The following is a 23,640-nucleotide window of genomic DNA, read 5'->3' as shown; positions in this document are numbered from 1 at the left end:
CATTTTGACCAAACAGGCCCGGTGGACGACGAATGGGCCAATCATTATGATCCCGCGCAAAACTGGGAAGGCGATATGAACTATCAGCGGTTCTTCGAGGAAGCGATCGACCAGCTTCATGCCGAGCGGCGCTACCGCGTCTTCGCCGATCTCGAGCGCATCGTCGGCAAGTTTCCGCGCGCCATCTGGCGTTCCAATGGCCGCGCCGAGGAAATCACCGTCTGGTGTTCCAACGACTATCTCGGCATGGGCCAGAATCCCGATGTCATCGCCGCGTTCCAGAATGCGGCCGGCAAGATGGGCTCGGGCGCCGGCGGCACCCGCAACATTTCCGGCACCAGCAACCCGCTGGTCGAGCTCGAAGTGGAACTTGCCGACCTGCACGACAAGGAAGCGGCCCTAGTCTTCACCTCCGGCTTCGTCTCCAACGAAGCCTCGATCTCGACCATTGCGCGGCTTTTGCCCAACTGCCTGATCATCTCGGACGAGTTGAACCACGCTTCGATGATCGAGGGCGTACGGCGCTCTGGCGCCGAAAAGAAGATTTTCCGCCACAATGACGTCGCGCATCTCGAAAGCCTTTTGCAAGCGGCAGGCCGCGAACGCGCCAAGCTGATCGTCTTCGAGAGCGTCTATTCGATGGATGGCGACATTGCGCCGATCAGAGAGATCGTCGAACTGGCCGAACGCTACAATGCCATGACCTATGTCGACGAGGTCCATGCCGTCGGCATGTACGGACCGCGCGGCGGTGGCATCACCGAGCGCGAGGGGCTGGCCGACCGCATCGACATCATCGAGGGAACGCTGGCCAAGGCATTCGGCACGCTGGGCGGCTACATCGCCGGCAACAGCGCCATCATCGATGCGGTGCGCTCCTACGCGCCGGGCTTCATCTTCACCACGGCGCTGCCGCCGGCGATCGCCGCTGCCGCCACCACCTCCATCCGCCACCTGAAGCGCTCACAGGCCGAACGCGATGCGCAGCAGCGCCAGGCGACGCGGACCAAGGAGGTTCTGTCTGCCGCCGGCCTGCCGGTAATGGAGTCGCCCACCCATATCGTGCCGGTGCTGGTCGGTGACCCGGAACTCTGCAAGATGGCCAGCGACCGCCTACTTGGCGTGCACGGCATCTACATCCAGCCGATCAACTATCCGACCGTGCCGCGCGGCACCGAGCGGCTGCGCATCACGCCGACGCCGTTCCATTCCGATGCACTGATTGCGGGACTGCAGGACGCGCTGGTCGAGACATGGGATGCGCTCGGCATTCCCTACGGCTCCGCAGGCCGGCCCGCTGTCGCCAAGAGCGACCGGATTGTTCCGCTGCTGGTGCCGAAGTCGGGCGGCTGAAGCCGCCGCCCTTTCAGCTCAAACAGTCTTCATCCACTTCGCCAGCCGGTGTGCCGCTTCCTCGAGTTGATCGAGGCGGCGGTGGAAACACAGCCGCAAAAACGCTTCGCCGCCGGGACCGAAGGCGGTGCCGGGGGCCAGGCCGACATTGGCCTTGTCGACGATGTCGAAGGCGGCCCGGCGCGGGTCAGTGAGGCCGTCGACCGTGAAGAACAGATAAAACGCGCCTTGCGGCACGGTGAACCGCGCCTTGCCGGTGGCGCCGATTACGCCGCAGACGAGATCGCGCGCCGCGTGCGCGCGCTCCACCTGCTCGACGATGAAGGCATCGCCGTGGTCGAGGGCGGCGACGGCGCCGCGCTGCATGAACTGGGCGACACCCGAGGTCGAATACTGGATCAGGTTCTCGAACACCTGCTGCAGGTCGGGATGGGTCTTGATCCAGCCGATGCGCCAGCCGGTCATCGCCCAATTCTTGGAAAAGGAGTTGACGAACAGGATGCGGTCTTCCGCCGTCGAAATGTCGAGGAAGGACGGCGCGCGGCCGTGGCCGTAGTGGAATAGCGAATAGATCTCGTCGGCGATGATCCACAGGCCCTTTTCGCGGGCGAGGTCGAGGATCGCCTGCAGCGTTTCCCTGTCGGCGGTCCAGCCGGTCGGGTTCGACGGCGTATTGACGAACAGCGCCTTGGTGCGCGGCGTGACCGCAGCTGCGATCTTGTCGACATCGCAGGACCAACCATTGCCGGACTGGTCGAGCGTGACCGCCACGGGGGTAGCGCCGGAGACACCGGCGGCGGCGGCGAAATTCGGCCAGGCCGGCGACAGATAAATGACCTCGTCGCCGCTGCCTGCGACAGCGGCGAGCGCCAGCTGGATGGCATGCATGCCGGAACCGGTGGCGATGAATTCCTCTTCGGCGAAATTCTTGCCGAAATGCCTGGCATAGTAGCGCGAAAGCGCTTGCCTGAGCTCCGGAATGCCCTTCTGCCAGGTGTAGAAGGTCTCGCCATTGGCGAGCCCCTTGGCGGCAGCCTCCGAGATGAAGGCAGGCGTCGGCAGGTCGCCTTCACCGGCCCAGAGCGGGATCATGCCCGCGCGCGTACGGCCGTAATTGACGACGGCGACAATGCCGCTTTCAGGGGCGGCCACCGCTTCGGCGCGCAAGCTATCGATCAGGGTCATGGACAGGTCCGTTTTGATATCGAGCGAGTGCTCATAGAGCGGTTCATCGTTTGAAGGAAACGCCGAACCGCCCCATGTCTTTGTTTTTACGCAGTTCCTCAAGGGAAAGCGCTACGCGCTTTTCCCGGGAAAACCGTTTCACACTTTTCCTGGAATTGCTCTTAGCAGATACGAAAACAGAAAACCCCGGCCGCGAACGACCGGGGTTTTGGTCCAGAAATCTGACCTTGGGCTATTTCCTGGCGAGGAGATCGCGAATTTCGGTGAGCAAAGCGACATCGGCCGGCGGCGGAGCAGCCGGGGCGGCGGGCTTCTCGCGCTCAAGCCGCTTGCGCAGATTGTTCACCGCCTTGACCATCAGGAAGATGATGAAGGCGAGAATAACAAAATTCAGCGCCACTGTGATGAAATTTCCGTAGGCGAACACCGCGCCTTCCTTGCGTGCATCGGCAAGGTTGGTCGAATGGACTGTTGACGACAGGCCGATGAAATAGTTCGAAAAGTCGACGCCGCCAAGCGCGCCGATGAAAGGCATGATAATGTCGTTGACAAGAGAATCGACGATCTTGCCGAAGGCAGCGCCGATGATGACGCCGACGGCCAAGTCCATCACATTGCCCTTGGAAATGAATTCCTGGAATTCTTTCAGCATCCGACCCTCCTTGTCATGGCAGGCCGCGCTGCCGCCGTCCTTCCGGCGCCGGCCCGTGCATACCATAACAAAAACCTGCGGTTGCAACAGAAGCAAAAGTCGGGAAAACACCGCTTTCTCCTCACCTTAGGTGATGGCGCGACGGGTGACAGGCAGCCGCCATGCGCCGAAAGCCGCGATGGACTCGACCCCAAAGCTGTGATTGCGTCTGAGTTGGCCGGATGAAAGCTGGCCTAGGAGGAACTTTCGGGCCGTGCAGGGCTGGTTCATCGTCATCATTGCTGTCGCCTATGTGACGCTGCTGTTCGTCATCGCCAGCCTCGGCGACCGGCGTTCGGCGGCTTCCGGGCCCGACCGTGCCCGGCCCTTCATCTACGCGCTCAGTCTGGCCATCTACTGCACGTCCTGGACCTTCTTCGGCTCGGTCGGCCTGTCATCGGAGCGCGGCCTCGAATTCCTCGGCATCTATACCGGCCCGGTGCTGGTGTTCGTGTTCGGCTTTCCGCTGCTCAACCGCGTCGTGCGGCTGGCCAAGAGCGAGAAGATCACCTCGATCGCCGACTTCCTCGGCGCCCGCTATGGCAAGAGTTTTGCCGTCTCAGCGATCGCCACGCTGATCGCCACCATCGGCGCTGTGCCCTATATCGCGCTGCAGTTGAAGGCGATTTCCGGTTCGGTCGGCCTGATGGTCGAGCACTATACGGGATCGCCGCCCTCCTTCGATCCGTTCGTCAGCGACATCTCGCTGGTGGTGGCCATGCTGCTCGCGCTGTTTGCGGTGCTGTTCGGCACCCGTCATGCCGATGCCACCGAACACCAGGACGGACTGGTGCTGGCCGTGGCGGTCGAAACCGTGGTCAAGCTCGCCGCCTTCCTGGCGATCGGTCTGATGGTCACCTTCCTGATCTTCGGGGGGCCGGGCGACATGATCGACAAACTGGCCGAGAACAACCAGGTGCGGCAGGCGATGGGCTACAACACCTCGCTCGCCACCTGGCTGGTGCTGACCTGTTTGAGCGGCTTTGCCATCATCATGCTGCCGCGCCAGTTCTACGTCACCATCGTCGAGAACCGCGGCGAGGCCGAATTGCGCACTGCGACCTGGGTGTTTCCGCTCTATCTCGTGGCGATCAACCTGTTCGTGCTGCCGATTGCCTTCGCCGGCCTGGCGCTGGTCGGCACCAGGACCAGCAGCGATCTCTATGTGCTGTCGCTGCCGCTGTTCAGCGGCCATGACGTGCTCGCCATGGCGGCCTTCATCGGCGGCCTGTCGGCGGCGACCGCCATGGTCATCGTCGAAAGTGTGGCGCTGTCAATCATGATCTCCAACGATCTCGTCATCCCGCTGTTCGTGCGCCGGCTGCTCAAGACCACGACCTCTGAAAATGAGGACTGGTCGACACTGATCCTCAATGTGCGGCGCGGCGCGATCTTCATCCTTTTGTTCATCGCCTTCCTCTACTACCGCGAGAGCACCAACGCGGCGCGGCTGTCGTCGATCGGCCTGATGTCGTTCGCGGCCATCGCCCAATTCGCGCCGGCGCTGATCGGCGGGCTGATCTGGCGCGGCGCCAACGGTCGTGGCGCTGCACTCGGCATGGTCGCCGGCATCCTCATCTGGGGCTACACGCTGCTTTTGCCTTCGCTGTCGGCGCCCGATGCCGACATCGTCGTGCAAGGGCTGTTCGGCTTCGAGGCGCTGCGGCCGCAGGCCTTGTTCGGCACCGTCGCCGAGCCGTTGAACCACGGCGTGCTCTGGAGCCTGTCCGTCAACACGCTGTTTTTTGTCCTCGGCTCACTGTCGCGCGCGTCGGTGCCGCTGGAGCGCATTCAGGCGTCGATCTTCGTGCCGCGCGAGTCCGGCCCGATGCCCAGCCTGCGCCGCTTCCGCACCGCCATTACCGTCAACCTCCTCAAGGACACCATATCGCGCTATCTCGGCGTCGAGCGTACCGAGCGCTCCTTCCAGTCCTTCGAGAAAAGCACCGGCGTCTCGCTGCATGGCAATGAGCAGGCCAGCATGGATGTCATCCGCTTTTCCGAGCAGTTGCTGGCGAGCGCGGTCGGCTCGTCTTCGGCGCGGCTGATCCTGTCGCTTTTGTTTCGCCGCAACGACCGCGAATCCAAGGATGCGTTCCGCCTGCTCGACGACGCCACCGAGGCGCTGCAGCACAATCGCGACCTGCTGCAGATAGCGCTCGACCAGATGGAACAGGGCATCACCGTCTTCGACCGGGATTTCCGCCTGATCTGCTGGAACAGACAATATCGCGCGCTGTTCGACCTGCCCGACGAGATGGGCCAGGTCGGCGTCTCGCTCGACCTTATCCTGCGCCATCTGGCCGAGCGCGGCGACATCCCGGCCGACCAGCGTGTGGCGATGCTCAACCGGTTGACCAGCTTCGTCAGCCCGTGGCAGATGGAATTGAAGACCAGCGGCCGCATCCTGGAACTGCGCTCCAACCCGATGCCGGATGGCGGTATCGTTGCCACCTATGCCGACATTTCGGGACGCGTCGAACAGGATCTGGCGCTGAAGCGGGCCAATGAATCGCTGGAGCAGCGGGTCAAGACGCGCACCATCGAACTGACGCGCGTCAATGAGGAGTTGGCGCAGGCGCAGATGCTGGCCGAGGAGGCCAATCTCGGCAAGACGCGCTTCCTCGCCGCCGCCGGCCACGACATCCTGCAGCCGCTCAACGCCGCCCGGCTCTACTGCTCGTCGCTAATCGAAAAGGCCGGCAAGGGTCCGGCCGGCAAGGCCGCCGTCAACATCGAATCCTCGCTGGAATCGGTTGAGACGATCTTAGGCGCCGTGCTCGATATTTCGCGCCTCGACGCCGGCGCGATGAAGCCCGACGACAGCGCCTTCCGCCTGGACGGGCTGCTGCGCCAGATCGGCAACGATTTTCAGCCACTCGCCGCCGAAAAGAAACTCGACCTGACGATCATGGCCTCGTCGCTAAGCGTGATGACGGACCGCAATCTCTTACGCCGGCTGATCCAGAACCTGGTCTCCAACGCCATCAAATACACGCGCCATGGCCGCATCCTCGTCGGCGTGCGGCGGCGCGGCGAGCTCGCCGAGATCCAGGTGATCGACACCGGCATCGGCATTGCCGGCGACAAGCTGAACACGGTCTTCAACGAGTTCACCCGGCTCGACGAAGGCGTGCGCGAGGCCGCAGGCCTCGGACTCGGCCTCTCCATCGTCGACCGCATCGCCCGGGTGCTCAGGCTCGAGATCCGGATCTTTTCCAACCCCGGCAAGGGCACGCGCTTTTCCGTCATCCTGCCGGTTGCGGCGGTTGAGGCGCCGCGGCGCGAGGTCGAGCCCAAGGCGCCTGCCCGCACCGCGAACTCGCTGGCCGGCCTGCGCGTCATGTGCATCGACAATGACGCCCGCATCCTCGACGGCATGCGGCTTTTGCTCGAAGGCTGGGGCTGCAGGGTCGGCACGTTTTCCGGCTCGGAGGATTTCGCCAGGGCCGACATCCATCGTCCCGACATCGTGCTTGCCGACTATCACCTCGACGGCAGGAGCGGTCTCGATGTGATAGCGCGGCTACGTGAGATCCACGGCCGCGACCTAGCGGCCGTGCTGGTTACCGCCGACCGCTCCACCGAGGTCCGTGCCGCTGCCGCCGCCCTCGACGTGCCGGTGATCAACAAGCCGCTGAAGCCGGCGGTGCTGCGCTCGATGATGGCCAGGGTCAGGCCGTTGGCGTCGGCGGCGGAATAATCGCGTCGGATATGGGTTCTTGCGAAGGGGGCCTCACCCTATCGTATAGGGCCGTGCCAGCCCCCTATGCGAAGCCCACTCCTCAGCTATGCCCAAGGCTCGCAATATAGGCGCAGAACATGTCGGCCATCGCATCGGCATAGGCTTCGATCTCCGCGTCGGTACGAGGGCTGCCTGAAAAATCCTTGCCCACGGCGCTCAGCGTCGCGCCGATCAGGCCACCCGCCAGATCCCGGACCGCTTCCGGTGCCTCAGGTAAGGCTTCACGCAGGAAGTTCTGAATGGTGCGCTCGCCGGCGTCCCTTGCCTCATGCGCCTCGGGTGCGTCGCGATAAAGCGGGGCGGCGTCATTGAGCGCCCCGCGCACGGCAGCCTCTTCGCACTCCGAGCGGATGAAGGCATGGACAAGCGTGCGCAACCGCTCAAGCGGTGGCCGCTGATTGTCCTCGAGTATGGTGCGCAGCAGGCCGCCGGTCTGCTGCCATTCGTCGCTCTGCAGCCGGAACAGCAGTGCGGCCTTGTTGGGAAAATATTGGTAGAGCGAACCGACGCTCACGCCGGCCCTTTCGGCCACGCGCGTGGTGGTGAAACGCTGCGCGCCTTCGCTCGCCAAAACCTGAACAGCAGCTTCCAAAATCGCCGAGATAAGCTCGACCGCACGCGCCTGCTTGGGCTGTTTTCGCGAGGAAATAGAAAGGCTTGGACGTTCGGCCATCGTGCTGTCCGGCAATGCGAATTGGAAACCTGAAGGATTATTCGTATTTTTGGCACGACACAAGAACGCAATGATTTTCGACTGGAGACTTTTTCATGACCACCCTCACCCCGATTGCACCCTTGCTCGCCCGCCTGTTCAAGGAGGCGGAAGCAGCGACGAGCCGAACTGCGGCCAGTTTCTCGCGCGACGAGCGGGAGCGCCTGCTGCGTAGCAAGACCGAATATGTCGACTTCTACGGACGGCTGAAGGACCTCTGGCTCGCGGTTTCGCCGGAGACCGGCACGCTGCTCTACATGCTGGCGCGCAGCAGCGGCGCCCGCGTCATCATCGAGTTCGGCACCTCGTTCGGCATCTCGACGCTCTATCTGGCAGCCGCCCTGAGGGACAATGGCGGCGGCCGTCTGATCACCACCGAGTTCGAGCCCTCCAAGGTGATGCGGGCCAAGGCCAATCTGACAGAGGGCGGCCTTATCGACCTGGTGGAAGTCCGCGAGGGCGACGCATTGCAGACGCTCAGCGCCGATCTCCCTGAAACGATCGATCTCTTGCTGCTCGACGGTGCCAAGGCGATCTATCCGGAGATCCTGAGCCTGGTCGAAAGCCGGCTCAGGCCCGGCGCACTGGTGATCGCCGACAACGCCGATTTCTGCCCCGAATATCTGGAGCGCGTGCGCGCGCCGGCATCGGGCTACATGTCGACGCCGTTCGGCGACGACGTCGAACTGTCGGTGCGGCTGAGCTGAAGCCGCCGGCGGACTGGCTGCCGGCAACCGAACAAAGCTGAGCGCTCCGGCGCTCAGCTCACCGGCTGCAGCGGATCGCTGCCGATCTTGGACAGCTGGATCACCGCCTGGGTGCGGCTGTCGACGCCGAGTTTTTGCAGGATGGCCGAGACATGCGCCTTGACCGTCGCTTCTGAGACGCTGAGCTCATAGGCGATCTGCTTGTTGAGCAGGCCTTCGGCCAGCATGCCGAGCACGCGCGTCTGCTGCGGCGTCAGCGCCTGCAGCCGCTTGATCAGGTCCGATATTTCGGGGTCGCGCTCGACGCCGAGATCGATGCCGACGGGCGCGGCGATATCGCCGGCCAGCACCGTCTGCACAGCGCTGCGGATCTCCTCCATGCTGGCCGATTTGGAGATGAAGCCGGAGGCGCCGAGATCGAGCGCGCGCCGGATGGTCACCGGGTCATCATGCGCCGACACCACCACCAGCGGCACAGCCGGGTGGATGCCACGCAGCGAGATCAGACCGGACAGGCCACTGGCGCCTGGCATCGACAGATCGAGCAACACCAGGTCGACATCCTCATTGGCCACGACCAGCGCCTTGGCGCTTTCGAAATCGCCGGCCTCATGGATGGCGGCAACATCGCCGACGCCGGCAAGCGCCTCTTTCAGCGCGCCGCGGAAAAGCGGATGATCGTCGGCGATGACGAAGGTGTAGCCCGACGGCAAATATTCCTCCCAAATCCCGTTGTTGATTAGTGGCTTTTGCGGGACCGGACGATTATGCGGCGAAGCGTTCTGTTTTCAAGCGGCAATGGCCGGATGCGGCTCAGGTCTTTTGCGAATTGAGCTTGGCGCCGTCGCCATTATCCTTGTCCATCTCCTTGACGATGCCCATGAAGCCACGCAGCATGCGCTCCATGTAATTCATCGTCTTGTCGAAATCCTCCTCGCTCGGCAATTTCGATTCGAGGCGGGCGGACAGCGAGTTCTCCAGCTTGGTGACACGCTCGTCCATGGCCTTCATCAAGGCCTGCAAACGGTCGACCTCATCCTGGAAGGCTGCGCGCTCGTCGGCAGCCATCTTGCAGACCAGCTGGCCGGAGCGCTCCTCGCAGATCGACATGGCGCCGGTCTCGGTGTCCATGCGGACATAGCCGTTGGCCGATTTTTCCAGCCGGTAGCGATCGGTCTCCTCGGACCAGGCCGATGCCGCGACCAGCGAGACCAGTGCGGCGGGGATCAGTATGTGCTGCAGACGCATGTTCCATCCTCCACGAGCCAGTGTACGAGAGCCTATCACAGCTTTGCGCCGTAAATGCGGAAGAGTTGCCCTTCCCCGCATGAGCCATCCGGACTATAGCGCAACCATGTCTCAGATTATCTACAAGATCGCGACCGCAGCGCTTTGGCGTGAGGCCGAGAAAAACGGCCGCTTCACCGGCGCTCCGATCGACACCGCCGACGGCTTCATCCATTTCTCCACAGCAAGCCAGGCGCGCGAGACGGCGGCCAAGCACTTCGCCGGCCAGACGGATCTGGTGCTGGTCGCCATTGACGGGGCTCGGCTGGGTGATGCGCTGAAATACGAGGTCTCGCGTGGCGGCGCGCTGTTCCCGCATCTCTATGGCCTGCTCGAGATGAACGCCGTCCTCTGGGTGAAACCATTGCCGCTCGGCGCCGACGGCGCACATCTATTCCCGGACATGGAGGTCGAATGAGCGTGCTCGACCGCATCGGCCAGAAACTGCTGTTCAGCTTCGATCCGGAAACCGCACATGGCATGTCGATCGCCGCATTGCGCTGCGGCCTGCCGGTCGGCGCGCGGGCAGTACGCGACGACAGGCTGAAGGTCAGCCTCTGCGGTCTCGATTTTCCAAACCCGCTCGGCATGGCCGCGGGCTATGACAAGAACGCCGAAGTGCCCGACGCGCTGCTTGGCCTTGGCTTCGGTTTCGCCGAAGTGGGCACGGTGACGCCGCTGCCGCAGGCGGGTAACCCGAAGCCACGCATTTTCCGGCTGATCGAGGATGATGCCGTGATCAACCGGCTGGGCTTCAACAATGAGGGCCACGAGGCCGCCGAGAGGCGCCTTGCCGCACGCAAGGGGCGCGGCGGTATTGTCGGCGTCAACATCGGCGCCAACAAGGACAGCGCCGATCGCATCGGCGACTATGAGCTGGGCGTCTCGCGCTTTGCGAAATACGCCAGCTATCTCACCGTCAACATCTCGTCGCCAAACACGCCGGGCCTGCGCACCATGCAGGCGCGCGAACAGCTCGGCGAGCTTTTGTCCCGGGTCGTGGCAGCGCGCGCGGCAGCTTCGGCAAAACCGCCGATCTTCCTCAAGATCGCACCTGATTTGGTCGAGGCCGAACTGGAGGACATCGCCGCCGAGATCAGCGAGAAACAGATCGACGGCGTCATCGTCTCCAACACGACGCTGGCGCGGACCGGATTGCGAAGCGCCGCTGTCGCCGGCGAAGCCGGTGGTCTTTCGGGAAAGCCGCTGTTCGAACGCTCAACCATCGTGCTGGCCAAGATGCGCAAGCTGCTCGGGCCGGAGCGGGCCATTATCGGCGTCGGCGGCGTCGATTCCGCCGAGGCTGCGCTGGAGAAAATCCGCGCCGGCGCCGATCTGGTGCAGCTCTATACCGGCATGATCTATGGCGGGCCGGCACTGCCAGGGCGAATTCTGACCGGGATGGTGCGATTTGCCGACAAGGAGCGGCTCAAGTCGCTGCGCGAACTGCGCGATGCCGGTCTCGACCGGTGGACTGCAAAGCCGCTTTAGAAGGCCGTGCGCACCCTTCGCGACAAAATCGTCAGCAGGCTGAAGCCGCGCACCAGCAGGAAGACGTGCAGCGCCGCCCACAGGCCGTGATTGCCCAGGGACGGCGCCAAGGTGACCAATGCGGCGCTGAAGGCCAGGAAAGACAAGAGCATCATGTTGCGCATGTCGCGCGACCAGGTCGCACCGATGAAGACGCCGTCCATCTGGAAGGCCAGCACGCCACTGAACGGCGTCAGGGCCGCCCATGGCAGATAGACATCCGCGACGTCGCGAACGTCCTGCGACGTGGTGATCAGGGCGACCAGGCCGGCGCCGCCGAGCCAAAAGATCAGCGTCGCGGTTCCCGCCAGGCCGAAACCCCAGAACAGGGTCAGGCGCACCGCCCGGCGGAACGAGGTTTCGGCGCGCGCGCCAATGGCGCGTCCGGCCAACTGTTCGGCCGCCGTGGCAAAACCGTCGAGGAAATAGCCGGCGACAAGGAAGAAGTTCATCAACACGGCATTGGCGGCCAGCGTCAGCGTTCCGAACTGCGCGCCCTGGCGGGTGAACAGCGCGAAGGCGGCGAGCAGCGAGAACGAGCGGATCATGATGTCGCGGTTGAGCGACAGCATGCGCAGGAAGGCAGCCATGTCGAGAAGGCGATGCCGCGGCAGGCGCGGTGCGGCCCGGAACCGCCAGACGACGATGGCGAGGCCCAGCAGCATGGCCAGCAATTCGCCGGTGACGGTCGCCCAGGCGACGCCGGCGACGCCCCAGCCGAGCTTCAGGCCGAGCAGGATGCAGAGCACGATGTTGATGCCGTTGAGCACCGCCTGCAGCATCAGCCCAAGCCCGCCCTCGCCGCGCCCGAGCACATAGCCGAGGATGGCGTAGTTGATCAGCGCAAAGGGCGCGGCGAGCATCCTGATCCTGATATAGATGCCCATGGCCTCGCTGACGCGCGCTTCGGCGCCGATGAATTTCTGGCCCGCGATGGCTATCAGCGGCGCAAAGGCGACAAGCACGATGCCGGCGGCGACCGCGATCAGCACGGCGCGCCAGAACACCGCCTGCTCCTCCAATTCGTCGCCGCGCCCGAAAGCCTGGGCGACGAGGCCGGTCGTGCCGGAGCGCAGGAAATTGAAGGTGTTGAAGACGACGTCGAAGACCAGCGCGCCAGCCGCTAGGCCGCCGAGCAGGGCCGCGTCGCCAAACTGGCCGACCACCGCCGTATCGACGATGCCGAGCAGGGGCGTCGTCAGATAGGCGAGCGTCATCGGCACGGCGATGGCAAGCACCGACCGGTTGGTGACGGCGAAAGGTCTCGCGTCGGCTGGGGTTGCACCCGTGTCCAAGGGATAGCTGCCTTGCTGATTGCGGCTTGATCGAACAGCCGATGTGCCCCATTTTCCGGCCACCGCGCAATTACCCTTGTCGTGATGGCCAACCGAAATCTTCGGCCTGGCGCGAGCCCGCCGGATCCAGTGCATGCCCCTGCAGATCGTCCACCACCCCGATTACGACGCCGGCTTCGCGGTCAATCATCGCTTTCCGATGAGCAAATATCCGCTGCTGATGCAGGCCTTGCACGTGCGGGGTCTGATCCAGGCCGAGGCGCTGTCGATGCCCGAGCCGGCGCCGGCCCGCTGGCTGAAGTTCGCCCATGCGGCCGACTATGTCGACCAGGTCATCACGTGTTCGGTGCCTGAAAAGATCGAGCGCGAGATCGGCTTTCCCGTGGGGTCACGTGTTTCGCTCAGGGCGCAACTCGCCACGGGCGGCACGGTGCTGGCGGCACGGCTGGCGCTTGCCGACGGTATTGCCTGCAACACCGCCGGCGGCAGCCATCATGCACGGCGCGCGCAAGGCGCCGGCTTCTGCACCTTCAACGATGTCGCCGTCGCTTCGCTGGTGCTGCGCGCCGAAGGTGCCGCCGAAAACATCCTGATCGTCGATCTCGACGTGCATCAGGGTGACGGCACCGCGAACATCCTGAAAGACGAACCACGCGCCTTCACCTTCTCCATGCATGGCGAGCGCAATTATCCCGCGCGCAAGATCGCCTCCGATCTCGACGTCGCCTTGTCGGACGGCACCGGCGATACCGCCTATCTCGAACGGCTGGGCGCCATCCTGCCGGAGCTCTCGGCCAAGGCGCGCTGGGACATCGTCTTCTACAATGCCGGTGTCGACGTCCATGCCGAGGACCGGCTTGGCCGGCTCTCGCTCAGCGATGATGGCTTGCGCGCCCGCGACGCGATGGTGATCGGCCATTTCCGCGCGCTGGGCATTCCGGTCTGCGGCGTCATCGGCGGCGGCTATTCAACCGACGTGGCAGCACTGGCGGCCCGCCACGCCATCCTGTTCGAGGTGGCATCGAGCTTCGCCTGAGGAACGAAAGTTACTTCCGGTAATTGGCAATCCTCAAGAAAATAAAGACCGGCACGACGATCGCGGCCCCAAGCAGGATATAGCCGAGGAAGCGGTCAATGGCGTGGAAACCCAGGTTCCACAGGTCGATGAAGAATTTCTGGACGCCATAAAAGACGTCCATCGGCGTCCAGCCGAAAGCGTTCATCACCAGGCCGACGAGGAACGATACGACCAGCAGCTTGACGATCACCCTGACGGGCGAGTCGCCGAGAAAGCGCGTCAATGCGGACAAGGGCCTGCCTCCAGATTCGGGTGCCCGGATTCGGGGTACAGGTCCACGAATACGCACTTGGCCGCCCGGCATCAAGCCGGGGCGGCTTCGCTGTCGCCCGAGCAACCGTGCAGCAGGTCCCTCCGACATATTGCGGACAGGCTGTGAGGTCAGCCGCTAGGGTTAGACCTTCTCCAAATGCCACCCTAGCTCGCGCCGCCGAAGATGCTCCGGCCGGCCGGGTTTCCAACAGCCGTTTCCGAAGAGCTGTCCAAGAGCGATTGCCCGAAGCAGGCCCATCATGATATCGAGAGGCCGACGCGGGTATGATGTAATGGTAGCTTGTCAGCTTCCCAAGCTGAACGCGAGGGTTCGATTCCCTCTACCCGCTCCAGCAAAAATCAATGATCTAGACGGCGTTTGCCGGCGACTGCCGCAGGCCTGCGCATTGCGAACCTGTTCATGCCTGCACCCCGGAGCATATGGGAAGGTGCATTGCCACCTCATCGGCTTCCATCCGCATCAGGGTGTGCGACAGGCCGCCATGCTCGGCTATCCACTGCCGCACCCAATCGGGGTATTGCGAGAGCAGGTAGTTGGCAGCGACGGCGTTCTCACGAGCACCGACGCCGTATGGCAGATGGAAGCCGAAGGATGCACGCGGGGTAGCGCAAAGCTGCTCGACGGGCAGGGACAGATAGAGCGTGCAGGCGCTGTCGCACGCCCCGTCAAAGTGCACTGGCTCGTCGGCGGCGCGCAGTTTGGCGACGTGCAAAGCGAAGGTCACGATCTGGCCCCCGGGATTGCCTTTCACCGTCTCCGCGTTCGCGGGCAGCGCCGTCAGGGTGGCGGCGAAGAGCCCAATCGCCATGGTCTTCAACGTCCATCCAAGCTTTGCAAGCGGCAGTTCAGTGTGCATCCTGTGGCCTCGCGTTTGTTTCGCGACGCCAACGCTAGCATCAAGATGGTTAACATTAGGCAACGCTCATCAATCTTCCGATCAGTCTGTTACACTGGCGCGAACGAGATCCCCTCCACCCGCTCCAATCTGCGGCGCAGGGCTGAGCGCGTGACCCGTTGTCCAATTTTCTTGGGAGCCGCAAAGGATCACATTGGCGGGCCACGCCAATGCCGCCATCCGTGTGGCCGCACCAGGTCCGGCTATAGTCCCGTTCCGCGCAAGGATGGAGTTCCCGGCCGTTATCCCACTTCGCGCAGGATGAAGTCGTGCAGCATTTTGGCGGCCGGCGACAGCGCGCGGTTCTTCACCGTGATCAGGCTGTAGGGGCGGACCTCGATGTCGAACTCGGTCTGGACGACGTCGATGGCGCCGGCGAGACCGTCGGGGTTCTGGATGAATTTTGCCACCTGGATCGACACCGGGGCGATGGCATCGGACTGCGCCACCATGACCAGGGTCAGCAGCAGCGAAGAGGTGTTGAGGATGCGGTCCGGCAGCGCGATGTTGCGGTTCAGGAAATTGCTTTCCATCGCCTGGCGCAGCGGCGAGCCGCCGGACTGGAAGACCCAGTCATACGCAGCCGTATCCTCCAGCCGCACGGCCTTGCCGTTGCTCAGCGGATGGCCGCGGCGCACGATCAGGCAGGCCTTCTCGACGCCGATGACGCGCGATTCGAACAGCCGCGGATTGAGGTCGTCGGGGATGCGAGCGATGATGAAATCATGGCGTGAGGCGATCAGTTCGCGCGCCAGCACGTTCGACGTCTCGACCTGCATGGTGATCTCGATGCGCGGATAGAGGCGGCGGATCTCGCGGATCGCCGGCACCGCCAGTTCGATCGCCGGCGCCGTCACCGCGCCGAGGAACACCGAGCCCCCCTTGCCCGCCTTGAGCTCTGAAATCTCGCGGTCGGCCTCGCGCATTTCGAGCAGGATCGAACGGGCGCGCCGGGCCAGCGCCTTGCCGTAAGGGGTGAGCGTGATGCCGCGCGGCAGCCTTTCGCAGAGCTTTACCTCAAGCACCGCTTCCATCTCGGAGATCATGCGCGAGGCCGCGGGCTGCGAGATATTCATCACCTGCGCCGCCGCACTCACCCGACCGTGATCGTCGAGGGCCGCGATCATGCGCATGTGGCGCAGGCTGAGCCCACTGCGCAGAAGTGTTTCGCCACCGCCCGGCAATTCATCGTAACCAACTGAAATTTCTTGATGATTTTGCAATGCCGCCATGCTTTCCCTGCTCCCGCCAATGTCCCGACCTGCTCTAGTCATATACCGGTTTCGGTATAGCAACCACCGAAGATCGCATTTGACAGTTATGGCAAAGGGACACACCCTTCGCGCGTCCTCAAGACTTGACGGTCGATGACGAGCAGAATCGTATCGATTGAAATCAGGCGACTGAGGGCCGATTGGGAGGATACCGGAGATCGATATGACGGCGGCGGCGCTTTGGCGCATCCGCCCGACTGCGCGGCCCGCGAAGCCCCGAGGTGTCGCGTCCATCAACCAGGGAGAGTTTTACGTGAAAATCATCAAGACACTGGCCGCCGTCGCGGCCCTTGGCATCGCTGCCATGACCTACTCGGCGCACGCAGCCGACAAAGGCCTTGTCGGCGTGCTGATGCCGACCAAGACCTCGCAGCGCTGGATCAATGACGGCGACGCCGTCAAGTCCCAGCTCGAAGCTCTCGGCTACACGGTCGACCTGCAGTATGCGCAGGACGACATCCCCAACCAGCTCAGCCAGCTGGAAAACGAAATCACCAAGGGCCCGAAGGCGCTGATCATCGCCTCGATCGACGGCACCACGCTGTCGGACGCGCTGCAGAAGGCCGCTGACGCCGGCGTCGTCGTCGTCGCCTATGACCGCCTGATCAAGAAGACCGCCAATGTCGACTACTACACCACCTTCGACAATTTCGGCGTCGGCGTGATCCAGGCGAACTCGCTGGTGAAGGGCCTCAAGGAGCGCTTCCCGAACACCAAGCCGTGGAACGTCGAGCTGTTCGGCGGTTCGCCGGACGACAACAACGCCTTCTTCTTCTACAACGGCGCGATCTCCGTCCTGCAGCCGCTGATCGATGACGGTTCGATCAAGATCAAGTCCGGCCAGACCGGCATGGACAAGGTCGGCACGCTGCGCTGGCTCGCCGCCACCGCCCAGGCCCGCATGGACAACCTTCTGTCGGCCAACTACTCGGACGGCAGCCGCGTCGATGGCGTTCTGTCGCCCTATGACGGCCTGTCGCGCGGCATCACCGCCTCGCTGCGCGCTGTCGGCTACGGCACCGACGCCCAGCCCTGGCCGATCGTGACCGGCCAGGACGCCGAGACCGCCTCGGTCAAGCTGATCATCTCCGGCGAGCAGTACTCGACCGTGTTCAAGGACACCCGCGAACTGGCCAAGGCCACTGTCGAACTCGTCGACAAGGTGCTCTCGGGCGGCAAGCCGGAAGGCCTCGATGAAAAGACCTACAACAACGACGTCAAGGTCGTTCCTTCGATCCTTTTGACGCCGCATGATGTCGACAAGTCGAACTACCAGGCGCTGGTCGTCGACTCCGGCTACATCAAGGCCGACGAGCTGAAGTAAATTCGGTCGTAAAATCAGGGGTCCTGCTCAACGCAGGGCCCCTTTTCGTTCACCAGCGAGCCCGGTATTGTTGCCGACCTCGCCGGCAGTGTTTGCCGACCTCTCAAGGAGCGGTAGTTCCCATGGCCTCGACGATTTTGGAGATGCGCGACATCACCAAGACGTTCCCCGGCGTGAAGGCGCTGTCGAACGTCAACCTCAGTGTCGAGGAAGGCGAGATCCATGCCGTTGTCGGCGAGAACGGCGCCGGCAAATCGACGCTGATGAAGGTTCTCTCCGGCGTTTATGCAACCGGCACCTATGACGGCGCGATCGTCTACCGTGGCGAGGAATGCCATTTCAAGGGCATTCACGACAGCGAACACAAGGGCATCGTCATCATCCACCAGGAACTTGCGCTGGTGCCGATGCTGTCGATCGCCGAAAACATTTTCCTTGGCAATGAACACGCCAAATTCGGCGTCATCGACTGGAATGCCAACGAGACGCGCACCAGCGCCCTGCTGAAGAAGGTGGGCCTCAAGGAGGACCCCAAGACGCTGATCACCAATATCGGCGTCGGCAAGCAGCAGCTGGTCGAGATCGCCAAGGCGCTGAGCAAGGAAGTCAAGCTGCTGATCCTGGACGAGCCGACGGCGAGCCTGTCCGAAAAGGACAGCCAGGCGCTGCTCGACCTGCTGCTCGAGTTCAAGCGGCAAGGCATGACCTCGATCCTGATCTCGCACAAGCTCAACGAAGTGAACCGGGTCGCCGACAAGGTCACGGTCATCCGCGACGGGCGCACCATCGAAACACTTTCCAAGAAAGACATTTCGGAAGACCGCATCATCACCTCGATGGTCGGGCGCTCGCTCGACGATCGTTACCCGCCACGTGAGCCAAAGATCGGCGAGGTTGTGCTGCAGGTGAAGAACTGGTCTGTCTATCATCCGATCCATGCCGAGCGGCAAGTGATCAAGGGCATCGATATCAAAGTCCGCAAGGGCGAGGTGGTGGGTATTGCCGGGTTGATGGGTGCCGGACGCACCGAATTCGCGATGAGCCTGTTCGGCCGCTCCTATGGCCGCCATATCACCGGTGAAGTGCTGCTCAAGGGCAAGCCTATCGATGTCTCCTCGGTCAGCAAGGCGGTTGACCATGGCATTGCCTACGTCACCGAGGACCGCAAGACCTATGGTCTCAACCTGATCGATCATATCAAGCACAACATCACGCTGGCCAACCTTGGCGGCGTGTCGCGCCACGCCGTCATCGACGATTTGCGCGAACTCGCCGTCGCCAACGATTACAAGGCCAAGACCAACATCCGCTCGTCCAGCGTCTATCAGATGACCGGCAATCTGTCGGGCGGCAACCAGCAGAAGGTGGTGCTGTCGAAATGGCTGTTCGCCAATCCGGAAGTGCTCATCCTCGATGAGCCGACGCGCGGCATCGACGTCGGTGCCAAGTACGAAATCTACACCATCATCGCCCGCCTCGCCTCCGAAGGTAAGGCGATTATCGTCATCTCGTCGGAGATGCCTGAACTGCTCGGCATCACCGACCGCATCTACGTCATGAATGAAGGGCGCATGGTTGGAGAAATGGCGGCGAGCGACGCCAGCCAGGAAAAGATCATGCGCGCCATCGTTCGGGGAGAAGGAAAGCCATCATGACCACCGAAAGCGGTCCCGCGCCGAAAAGCGGCGTCGCCGAAGATGTGCAACAGGGGCCGCGCGTTGCCGTCTCGGCGCTGATCACCAATTTGCGCGACTACGGCCTGATACTGGCGCTGATCGCCATCATGGTGTTCTTCCAGTTCACCACCTCCGGCACGCTGTTCAAGCCGGTGAACCTGAGCAACCTGGTGCAGCAGAACTCGTTCATCATCGTGATGGCGCTGGGCATGCTTCTGGTCATCGTCTCCGGCCATATCGACCTCAGCGTCGGCTCCGTCGCCGGCTTCATCGGCGCGCTGGCGGCTATGATGATGGTCATCTGGCCACTTGGACCATTCAGCAATCCGTTGGTGGTTTCAATCGTCTGCCTGATCGTCGGCGGCCTCATCGGCGCGGCACAGGGCTACTGGATTGCCTATCACCGAATACCGAGCTTCATCGTGACGCTGGCGGGAATGCTGATCTTCCGCGGCATCTGCCAGGCGCTGCTGGGTGGCGGGTCTTCGGTGGGGCCGCTTCCAGCCGGCTTCAAGGCGCTTAGTTCAGGCTTCATCCCGGATGTCATCGGCCCCTTGACGCTGATCCCACCGACGGTAAATGCGGCCGGCAAGACCATTGTAGGTAGCGGCATGACCCTGCACATGACGACGATCGTGCTGGGCCTGGTCGCCGTGCTCGCCTATGCCTATTTCGGGCTCAAGGCACGGCGTACCCGCGAAGCGCACGGCTACCAAGCCGAGCCTTTCACGCTGTTCGTCATCAAGACCCTGGTGACCAGCGCGCTGGCGCTGTTCCTGGTCTACCAATTTGCCAGCTACAGGGGCCTGCCGATCGTACTCATGGTGATGGGCGCACTGATCGCGCTGTTCGTCTTCGTCACAAAACGCATGACGATCGGCCGCCGCATCTACGCCATGGGCGGCAATGCCAAGGCGGCGCAACTGTCGGGCATCAAGACCGAGCGGCTGACCCTGATGGTGTTCGTCAACATGGGTGTGCTGTCGGCGCTTGGCGGCCTGATCATAGCGGCGCGCCTAGGACAAGCCGTGCCTGCCGCGGGCCTCGGCAGCGAGCTCGACGTCATCGCCGCGGTGTTCATCGGCGGCGCTTCGGCGATGGGCGGCGTTGGCCAGGTGATCGGCGCGGTGGTCGGCGGCTTCATCATGGGTGTGATGAACAACGGCATGTCGATCATGGGCGTCAATGTCGACTGGCAGCAGGTGGTCAAAGGCCTGGTGCTGCTCGGCGCAGTGGTCTTCGACGTCTACAACAAAAACAAAGGTTAGACCGGGAGCGGAACCAGGACGGCATACGGGTCACATCGCGGCGCTGCCGGGCAGTGCAAGAAGTCCCCTGAAGGACCAGGATCGCGAGCGCAATCCGGACGAAGAGTTTAACCCGTGGCACGGATAGGTCCGCGCCGCGCCGGTAAGGTTTGTCAAAGCGGCAACCGAGCCACGACAATTGAGAGAGGGTTCATCATGCTGATTTCCCAGATCCTCGACGACGCCGAGACGATCCGCGTCGTTGCCCGCAATGGCGGCGGCAAGACCAGGGTCATCAATGGCGCCCGCAGCGTCTATTCGCTGGCGATGGAAGCCGCGCGCACCGGCACCGGGCTGGCCGCACTGATCGAGCGCAAGGGATACGGTGAAGCCGTCGACCTCGACGCCGTCTACAAGAAGGGCCGGCTGGTGTCGCCGATCAACCATCCCGATCCGGCGCATCTGCATCTGACCGGCACCGGGCTGACCCATCTCGGATCGGCGGCGACGCGCGATTCCATGCACAAGAAGCTCAGCGATGGCGGCGAGGAACAACTCACCGATTCCATGAAGATGTTCCGTATGGGGCTCGAAGGCGGCAAGCCGGCCAAGGGCCAGACCGGCGTGCAGCCGGAATGGTTCTACAAGGGCAACGGCACCATGGCGGTGGCGCCGGGCGCGGCGCTAATGTCGCCGGCCTTTGCGCAGGACGCCGGCGAGGAGCCGGAAATCGCCGGCATCTATGTCATCGGCGATGACGGTGCGCCGTTCCGCGTCGGCTTCACGCTGTCGAACGAGTTTTCGGACCATGTGACCGAGCGGGTGAACTATCTGTTCCTGGCGCATTCCAAGCTGCGCAATGCCTCGTTTGGGCCGGAGATCCTGATCGGCGATCTGCCGGCCGACATCAGAGGCGCTTCGCGCATCCTGCGCGACGGCAATCTTTTGTGGGAAAAGCCGTTTCTGTCCGGCGAAGCGAACATGTCGCACACCATCGCCAATCTCGAGCACCACCATTTCAAATATTCGGCCTTCCGCCAGCCCGGTGACGTGCATGTGCACATGTTCGGCACGGCGACGCTGTCCTTCGCCGACGGCATCAGGACGCAGGCCGGCGACGTCTTCGAGATCGAGGCCGGAGATTTCGGCCTGCCGCTGCGCAACCCGCTGGAGATCGAGCAGCCGGTGAAGGTGGCAGTGAAGGCGTTGTAGAGGGGGCAATCTCCCCCCTTGAGGGGAGATGTCGCCGAAGGCGACAGAGGGGGTTGTCGCGCGTGGAGCGCCGACGCCTTCCGCAGGCACCAGACGACGTTGGCGTTCTACGCGCAGCGACCCCCTCTGGCCTGCCGGCCATCTCCCCCTCAAGGGGGGAGATTAGCAGCCTCAATAAATATCAAAATCGAAATACTTCGCCTGGATCTTCTTGTAGGTGCCGTCGGCAACAATCGCGTCTATCGCCGCGTTGAGCTTGTCGCGTAGCGCCGTGTCTTCCAGGCGCACCGCGATGCCGGCTTGCGTCTCGGTGCCCTTGACGTCGCCGACCAGCTTGCAGCAGCCGTCGCTCGCCTTCTTCAGCCAGTCCATCAGCACGAACTTGTCCGAGATCACCGCGTCGAGACGGCCATTCTGCAGGTCGGTGATCGCCTCTTCCTGAGTCGGATAGAGTTTTGCCTCCGCACCGGCCTTGCCGTAGGCGTTCTGGGCGTAGTCGGCCTGGGTGGTCGACGCCTGCGCGCCCACCGTCTTGCCGGCAAGGGCGGCCGGTTCGGTGGACGTGAGGTCGCTGTCTTTCGGCGCCACCAGCGCCAGTGGCGTGGTGTAGTATTTGTTGGTGAAGGCGACCTGCTTCTTTCGCTCCTCGGTGATGCTCATCGAGGCGATGATGGCGTCGAATTTCTTCGCCTGCAGCGCTGGAATGATGCCGTCCCAGTCCTGGGTGACGATCTCGCATTCGACCTTCATTTGCGCGCACAGTGCATTGGCGATGTCGATGTCGAAGCCTTCGACCTTGCCGTCAGATGTAATGGTGTTGAAGGGCGGATAGGCGCCTTCGGTGCCGATCTTCAATTTCTCCTGCGCCTGCGCCAGCGAACCGGCCGCCATCACCAGCATGGCAGCGCTCGCTGCCGAAATGATCCATTTCGAAATCTGCATTTTGGCTCCCCTTAGGCGCCGGTCTCTGGCCGGCCACAGAAAGGCAGCCAAGCACGGTGAGCCAATGCAGGCAAGTATTTTGCCCAACGGTGATTGAGGGTTCAGACGGCGGTGCGGAAATGCTTGGAGAGCTTCAGGCCTTGCGCCTGGTAGTTGGAACCGAGATCGGTGCCGTAGAGCGCCTGCGGCCGCTTCAGCATATGCTCGTAGACCAGCCGACCGACGATCTGACCATGGTCAAGGATGAACGGCACTTCGTGGCTGCGCACTTCGAGCACCGCCCGGCTGCCGGTGCCACCGGCGGCCGAATGGCCGAAGCCCGGATCGAAGAAGCCGGCATAGTGGACGCGGAATTCGCCGACCAGCGGGTCGAACGGCGTCATCTCGGCGGCGTAGAGCGGCGGCACGTGCACCGCCTCGCGGCTGACCAGGATGTAGAATTCGTCGGGATCGAGCACCAGTTCGCCGGCGCCGCTCTTGAAGAGCGGCTCCCAGAAATCGACGGCGTCCTGGGCGCCGCGCTTGTCGACATCGACGAGGCCGGTGTGATGCTTGCCGCGATAGCCGACCAGCCCGTTGTGATCGCCGTCGAGATCGATCGACAGCGCAATGCCACCGCCGGAAATGTTTGGCGGCTCGGTCGCGACCAGCATCTCGGCCCGGTGCAATTCATTCAGCTCTGCCTCCGACAACAGCGCATTGCCGGTGCGGAAGCGGATCTGCGACAGGCGCGAGCCGGCGCGCACGACGATCGGGAAGGTGCGGGGGCTGACCTCGAGATAGAGCGGCCCGTGATAGCCGGCGGCGATCTTGTCGAACTCGTGGCCGCGGTCGGTCATCACCCGGGTGAAGATGTCGAGCCGTCCGGTCGAGCTCTTGGGATTGGCCGAGGCGGAAATATTGGCCGGCAGGGCGAGGCTCTCGAGCAGCGGTACGATGTAGACGCAGCCGGTCTCCAGCACCGCGCCTTCGGTCAGGCTGATCTCGTGCAGCTTCAGCCGCTCGAGCTTCTCCGACACCTTGTGGTTGGGGCCGGGCAGGAAGGAGGCGCGGACGCGAAAAGCCTTGTCGCCGAGCCTGAGATCGAGGCTGGCCGGCTGTACCTGGTCGACATCGAGCGCGCGCGGCGACTTCAGCGCGCCGGACTGGAACAGCGCCGAAATATCCTGATCGGGAAGAATGCCTGTCTGCCGCAATGGCTGGCTCCGCTCCA

21 protein-coding genes and 1 tRNA gene are annotated in these 23,640 nt (G+C 63.2%); 11 read left to right on the top strand and 11 right to left on the bottom strand.

What is annotated here, in order from left to right:
* Window positions 1-75 precede the first annotated feature (75 nt).
* Window positions 76-1,353: a 5-aminolevulinate synthase gene (gene hemA / locus AC04SG_RS05260; protein ID WP_488550173.1), complete on the top strand. Its 1,278-nt coding sequence runs from the start codon at window positions 76-78 to the stop codon at window positions 1,351-1,353.
* Between the two features lie 18 nt (window positions 1,354-1,371).
* Here hemA and AC04SG_RS05255 read toward each other — a convergent pair whose 3' ends face one another.
* Complete coding sequence (locus AC04SG_RS05255) at window positions 1,372-2,538, bottom strand: pyridoxal phosphate-dependent aminotransferase (RefSeq protein WP_488550172.1); 1,167 nt, start codon at window positions 2,536-2,538, stop codon at window positions 1,372-1,374.
* Window positions 2,539-2,770: 232 nt separating this feature from the next.
* Window positions 2,771-3,190: a large conductance mechanosensitive channel protein MscL gene (gene mscL, locus AC04SG_RS05250; RefSeq protein ID WP_192258882.1), complete on the bottom strand. Its 420-nt coding sequence runs from the start codon at window positions 3,188-3,190 to the stop codon at window positions 2,771-2,773.
* A 253-nt stretch (window positions 3,191-3,443) separates the two neighbouring features.
* Between mscL and AC04SG_RS05245 the strand changes: the two genes are divergently transcribed.
* Window positions 3,444-6,932 carry a PAS domain-containing hybrid sensor histidine kinase/response regulator gene (locus AC04SG_RS05245; RefSeq protein ID WP_488550171.1) on the top strand — a complete coding sequence of 1,163 codons (3,489 nt, stop codon included), beginning with the start codon at window positions 3,444-3,446 and terminating at the stop codon, window positions 6,930-6,932.
* Between the two features lie 82 nt (window positions 6,933-7,014).
* Here the strand turns inward: AC04SG_RS05245 and AC04SG_RS05240 are convergent, their stop codons facing one another.
* Window positions 7,015-7,647 (bottom strand): TetR/AcrR family transcriptional regulator, encoded by a 633-nt coding sequence (locus tag AC04SG_RS05240; RefSeq protein ID WP_192258903.1) that lies wholly within the window; start codon window positions 7,645-7,647, stop codon window positions 7,015-7,017.
* Window positions 7,648-7,742: 95 nt separating this feature from the next.
* On the opposite strand from AC04SG_RS05240, the gene AC04SG_RS05235 reads away from it, so the two are divergent.
* Entirely contained in the window at window positions 7,743-8,393 is a 651-nt protein-coding gene (locus AC04SG_RS05235; protein WP_488550170.1) for an O-methyltransferase, read from the top strand.
* Window positions 8,394-8,446: 53 nt separating this feature from the next.
* Here AC04SG_RS05235 and AC04SG_RS05230 read toward each other — a convergent pair whose 3' ends face one another.
* Complete coding sequence (locus tag AC04SG_RS05230) at window positions 8,447-9,106, bottom strand: response regulator transcription factor (RefSeq protein ID WP_436258015.1); 660 nt, start codon at window positions 9,104-9,106, stop codon at window positions 8,447-8,449.
* A gap of 100 nt (window positions 9,107-9,206) precedes the next feature.
* Window positions 9,207-9,641 (bottom strand): hypothetical protein, encoded by a 435-nt coding sequence (locus AC04SG_RS05225; RefSeq protein ID WP_192258879.1) that lies wholly within the window; start codon window positions 9,639-9,641, stop codon window positions 9,207-9,209.
* Between the two features lie 106 nt (window positions 9,642-9,747).
* On the opposite strand from AC04SG_RS05225, the gene AC04SG_RS05220 reads away from it, so the two are divergent.
* Window positions 9,748-10,098 (top strand): DUF952 domain-containing protein, encoded by a 351-nt coding sequence (locus tag AC04SG_RS05220; protein WP_488550169.1) that lies wholly within the window; start codon window positions 9,748-9,750, stop codon window positions 10,096-10,098.
* On the top strand, window positions 10,095-11,171 hold the full coding sequence (locus AC04SG_RS05215) for a quinone-dependent dihydroorotate dehydrogenase (RefSeq protein WP_488550168.1): 1,077 nt from the start codon (window positions 10,095-10,097) through the stop codon (window positions 11,169-11,171). Before AC04SG_RS05220 ends, AC04SG_RS05215 begins: the two co-directional genes overlap by 4 nt.
* Here the strand turns inward: AC04SG_RS05215 and AC04SG_RS05210 are convergent.
* Window positions 11,168-12,505: an MATE family efflux transporter gene (locus AC04SG_RS05210; protein ID WP_488550167.1), complete on the bottom strand. Its 1,338-nt coding sequence runs from the start codon at window positions 12,503-12,505 to the stop codon at window positions 11,168-11,170. The genes AC04SG_RS05215 and AC04SG_RS05210 overlap by 4 nt on opposite strands.
* 133 nt (window positions 12,506-12,638) lie before the next feature.
* Between AC04SG_RS05210 and AC04SG_RS05205 the strand changes: the two genes are divergently transcribed.
* Window positions 12,639-13,541, top strand: a complete 903-nt coding sequence (locus AC04SG_RS05205) for a histone deacetylase family protein (RefSeq protein ID WP_488550166.1) — start codon at window positions 12,639-12,641, stop codon at window positions 13,539-13,541.
* A 10-nt stretch (window positions 13,542-13,551) separates the two neighbouring features.
* Here the strand turns inward: AC04SG_RS05205 and AC04SG_RS05200 are convergent, their stop codons facing one another.
* Window positions 13,552-13,815: a DUF6460 domain-containing protein gene (locus AC04SG_RS05200; RefSeq protein ID WP_181056239.1), complete on the bottom strand. Its 264-nt coding sequence runs from the start codon at window positions 13,813-13,815 to the stop codon at window positions 13,552-13,554.
* A 299-nt stretch (window positions 13,816-14,114) separates the two neighbouring features.
* Between AC04SG_RS05200 and AC04SG_RS05195 the strand changes: the two genes are divergently transcribed.
* A tRNA-Gly gene (locus AC04SG_RS05195) sits at window positions 14,115-14,188 on the top strand.
* Window positions 14,189-14,254: 66 nt separating this feature from the next.
* Here the strand turns inward: AC04SG_RS05195 and AC04SG_RS05190 are convergent.
* On the bottom strand, window positions 14,255-14,713 hold the full coding sequence (locus tag AC04SG_RS05190; protein WP_488550165.1) for a hypothetical protein: 459 nt from the start codon (window positions 14,711-14,713) through the stop codon (window positions 14,255-14,257).
* 281 nt (window positions 14,714-14,994) lie between these two features.
* Window positions 14,995-15,984, bottom strand: a complete 990-nt coding sequence (locus AC04SG_RS05185) for a LysR family transcriptional regulator (protein ID WP_488550164.1) — start codon at window positions 15,982-15,984, stop codon at window positions 14,995-14,997.
* Window positions 15,985-16,279: 295 nt separating this feature from the next.
* On the opposite strand from AC04SG_RS05185, the gene chvE reads away from it, so the two are divergent.
* The 4 genes from chvE (at window position 16,280) to araD1 (ending at window position 21,485) form a co-directional block, all read left to right on the top strand.
* The gene (chvE, locus tag AC04SG_RS05180; protein WP_192258872.1) at window positions 16,280-17,350 is read left to right on the top strand and encodes a multiple monosaccharide ABC transporter substrate-binding protein; all 1,071 of its coding nucleotides are present in this window, start codon (window positions 16,280-16,282) and stop codon (window positions 17,348-17,350) included.
* Between the two features lie 122 nt (window positions 17,351-17,472).
* Window positions 17,473-19,005, top strand: a complete 1,533-nt coding sequence (gene mmsA / locus AC04SG_RS05175; RefSeq protein WP_352587353.1) for a multiple monosaccharide ABC transporter ATP-binding protein — start codon at window positions 17,473-17,475, stop codon at window positions 19,003-19,005.
* Window positions 19,002-20,294 (top strand): multiple monosaccharide ABC transporter permease, encoded by a 1,293-nt coding sequence (gene mmsB, locus AC04SG_RS05170; protein WP_112565523.1) that lies wholly within the window; start codon window positions 19,002-19,004, stop codon window positions 20,292-20,294. The genes mmsA and mmsB overlap by 4 nt, the downstream gene beginning before the upstream one ends.
* 195 nt (window positions 20,295-20,489) lie before the next feature.
* The gene (gene araD1 / locus AC04SG_RS05165; RefSeq protein WP_192258870.1) at window positions 20,490-21,485 is read left to right on the top strand and encodes an AraD1 family protein; all 996 of its coding nucleotides are present in this window, start codon (window positions 20,490-20,492) and stop codon (window positions 21,483-21,485) included.
* 171 nt (window positions 21,486-21,656) lie between these two features.
* On the opposite strand, the gene AC04SG_RS05160 is transcribed toward araD1, so the two are convergent.
* Both AC04SG_RS05160 and AC04SG_RS05155 read right to left on the bottom strand, forming a co-directional pair.
* Window positions 21,657-22,427, bottom strand: coding sequence for an ABC transporter substrate-binding protein (locus AC04SG_RS05160; RefSeq protein ID WP_192258869.1), 771 nt, complete (start codon window positions 22,425-22,427; stop codon window positions 21,657-21,659).
* Window positions 22,428-22,528: 101 nt separating this feature from the next.
* Window positions 22,529-23,623: a 2'-deoxycytidine 5'-triphosphate deaminase gene (locus AC04SG_RS05155; RefSeq protein ID WP_488550163.1), complete on the bottom strand. Its 1,095-nt coding sequence runs from the start codon at window positions 23,621-23,623 to the stop codon at window positions 22,529-22,531.
* Window positions 23,624-23,640: the final 17 nt, after the last annotated feature.

It is taken from the genome of Mesorhizobium sp. CNPSo 4684, assembly GCF_057784315.1.
Note: the sequence above shows the minus strand (reverse complement) of the source record. Positions and strands in the feature narration are given on the sequence as shown.

Bases quoted from the DNA above. Each gene is read 5' to 3' on its own strand.
- hemA (WP_488550173.1), top strand. From the start codon at position 76: ATGAACTATCAGCGGTTCTTCGAGGAAGCGATCGACCAGCTTCATGCC.
- AC04SG_RS05255 (WP_488550172.1), bottom strand. From the start codon at position 2,538: ATGACCCTGATCGATAGCTTGCGCGCCGAAGCGGTGGCCGCCCCTGAA.
- mscL (WP_192258882.1), bottom strand. From the start codon at position 3,190: ATGCTGAAAGAATTCCAGGAATTCATTTCCAAGGGCAATGTGATGGAC.
- AC04SG_RS05240 (WP_192258903.1), bottom strand. From the start codon at position 7,647: ATGGCCGAACGTCCAAGCCTTTCTATTTCCTCGCGAAAACAGCCCAAG.
- AC04SG_RS05235 (WP_488550170.1), top strand. From the start codon at position 7,743: ATGACCACCCTCACCCCGATTGCACCCTTGCTCGCCCGCCTGTTCAAG.
- AC04SG_RS05225 (WP_192258879.1), bottom strand. From the start codon at position 9,641: ATGCGTCTGCAGCACATACTGATCCCCGCCGCACTGGTCTCGCTGGTC.
- AC04SG_RS05220 (WP_488550169.1), top strand. From the start codon at position 9,748: ATGTCTCAGATTATCTACAAGATCGCGACCGCAGCGCTTTGGCGTGAG.
- AC04SG_RS05215 (WP_488550168.1), top strand. From the start codon at position 10,095: ATGAGCGTGCTCGACCGCATCGGCCAGAAACTGCTGTTCAGCTTCGAT.
- AC04SG_RS05205 (WP_488550166.1), top strand. From the start codon at position 12,639: ATGCCCCTGCAGATCGTCCACCACCCCGATTACGACGCCGGCTTCGCG.
- AC04SG_RS05190 (WP_488550165.1), bottom strand. From the start codon at position 14,713: ATGCACACTGAACTGCCGCTTGCAAAGCTTGGATGGACGTTGAAGACC.
- AC04SG_RS05185 (WP_488550164.1), bottom strand. From the start codon at position 15,984: ATGGCGGCATTGCAAAATCATCAAGAAATTTCAGTTGGTTACGATGAA.
- mmsA (WP_352587353.1), top strand. From the start codon at position 17,473: ATGGCCTCGACGATTTTGGAGATGCGCGACATCACCAAGACGTTCCCC.
- mmsB (WP_112565523.1), top strand. From the start codon at position 19,002: ATGACCACCGAAAGCGGTCCCGCGCCGAAAAGCGGCGTCGCCGAAGAT.
- araD1 (WP_192258870.1), top strand. From the start codon at position 20,490: ATGCTGATTTCCCAGATCCTCGACGACGCCGAGACGATCCGCGTCGTT.
- AC04SG_RS05160 (WP_192258869.1), bottom strand. From the start codon at position 22,427: ATGCAGATTTCGAAATGGATCATTTCGGCAGCGAGCGCTGCCATGCTG.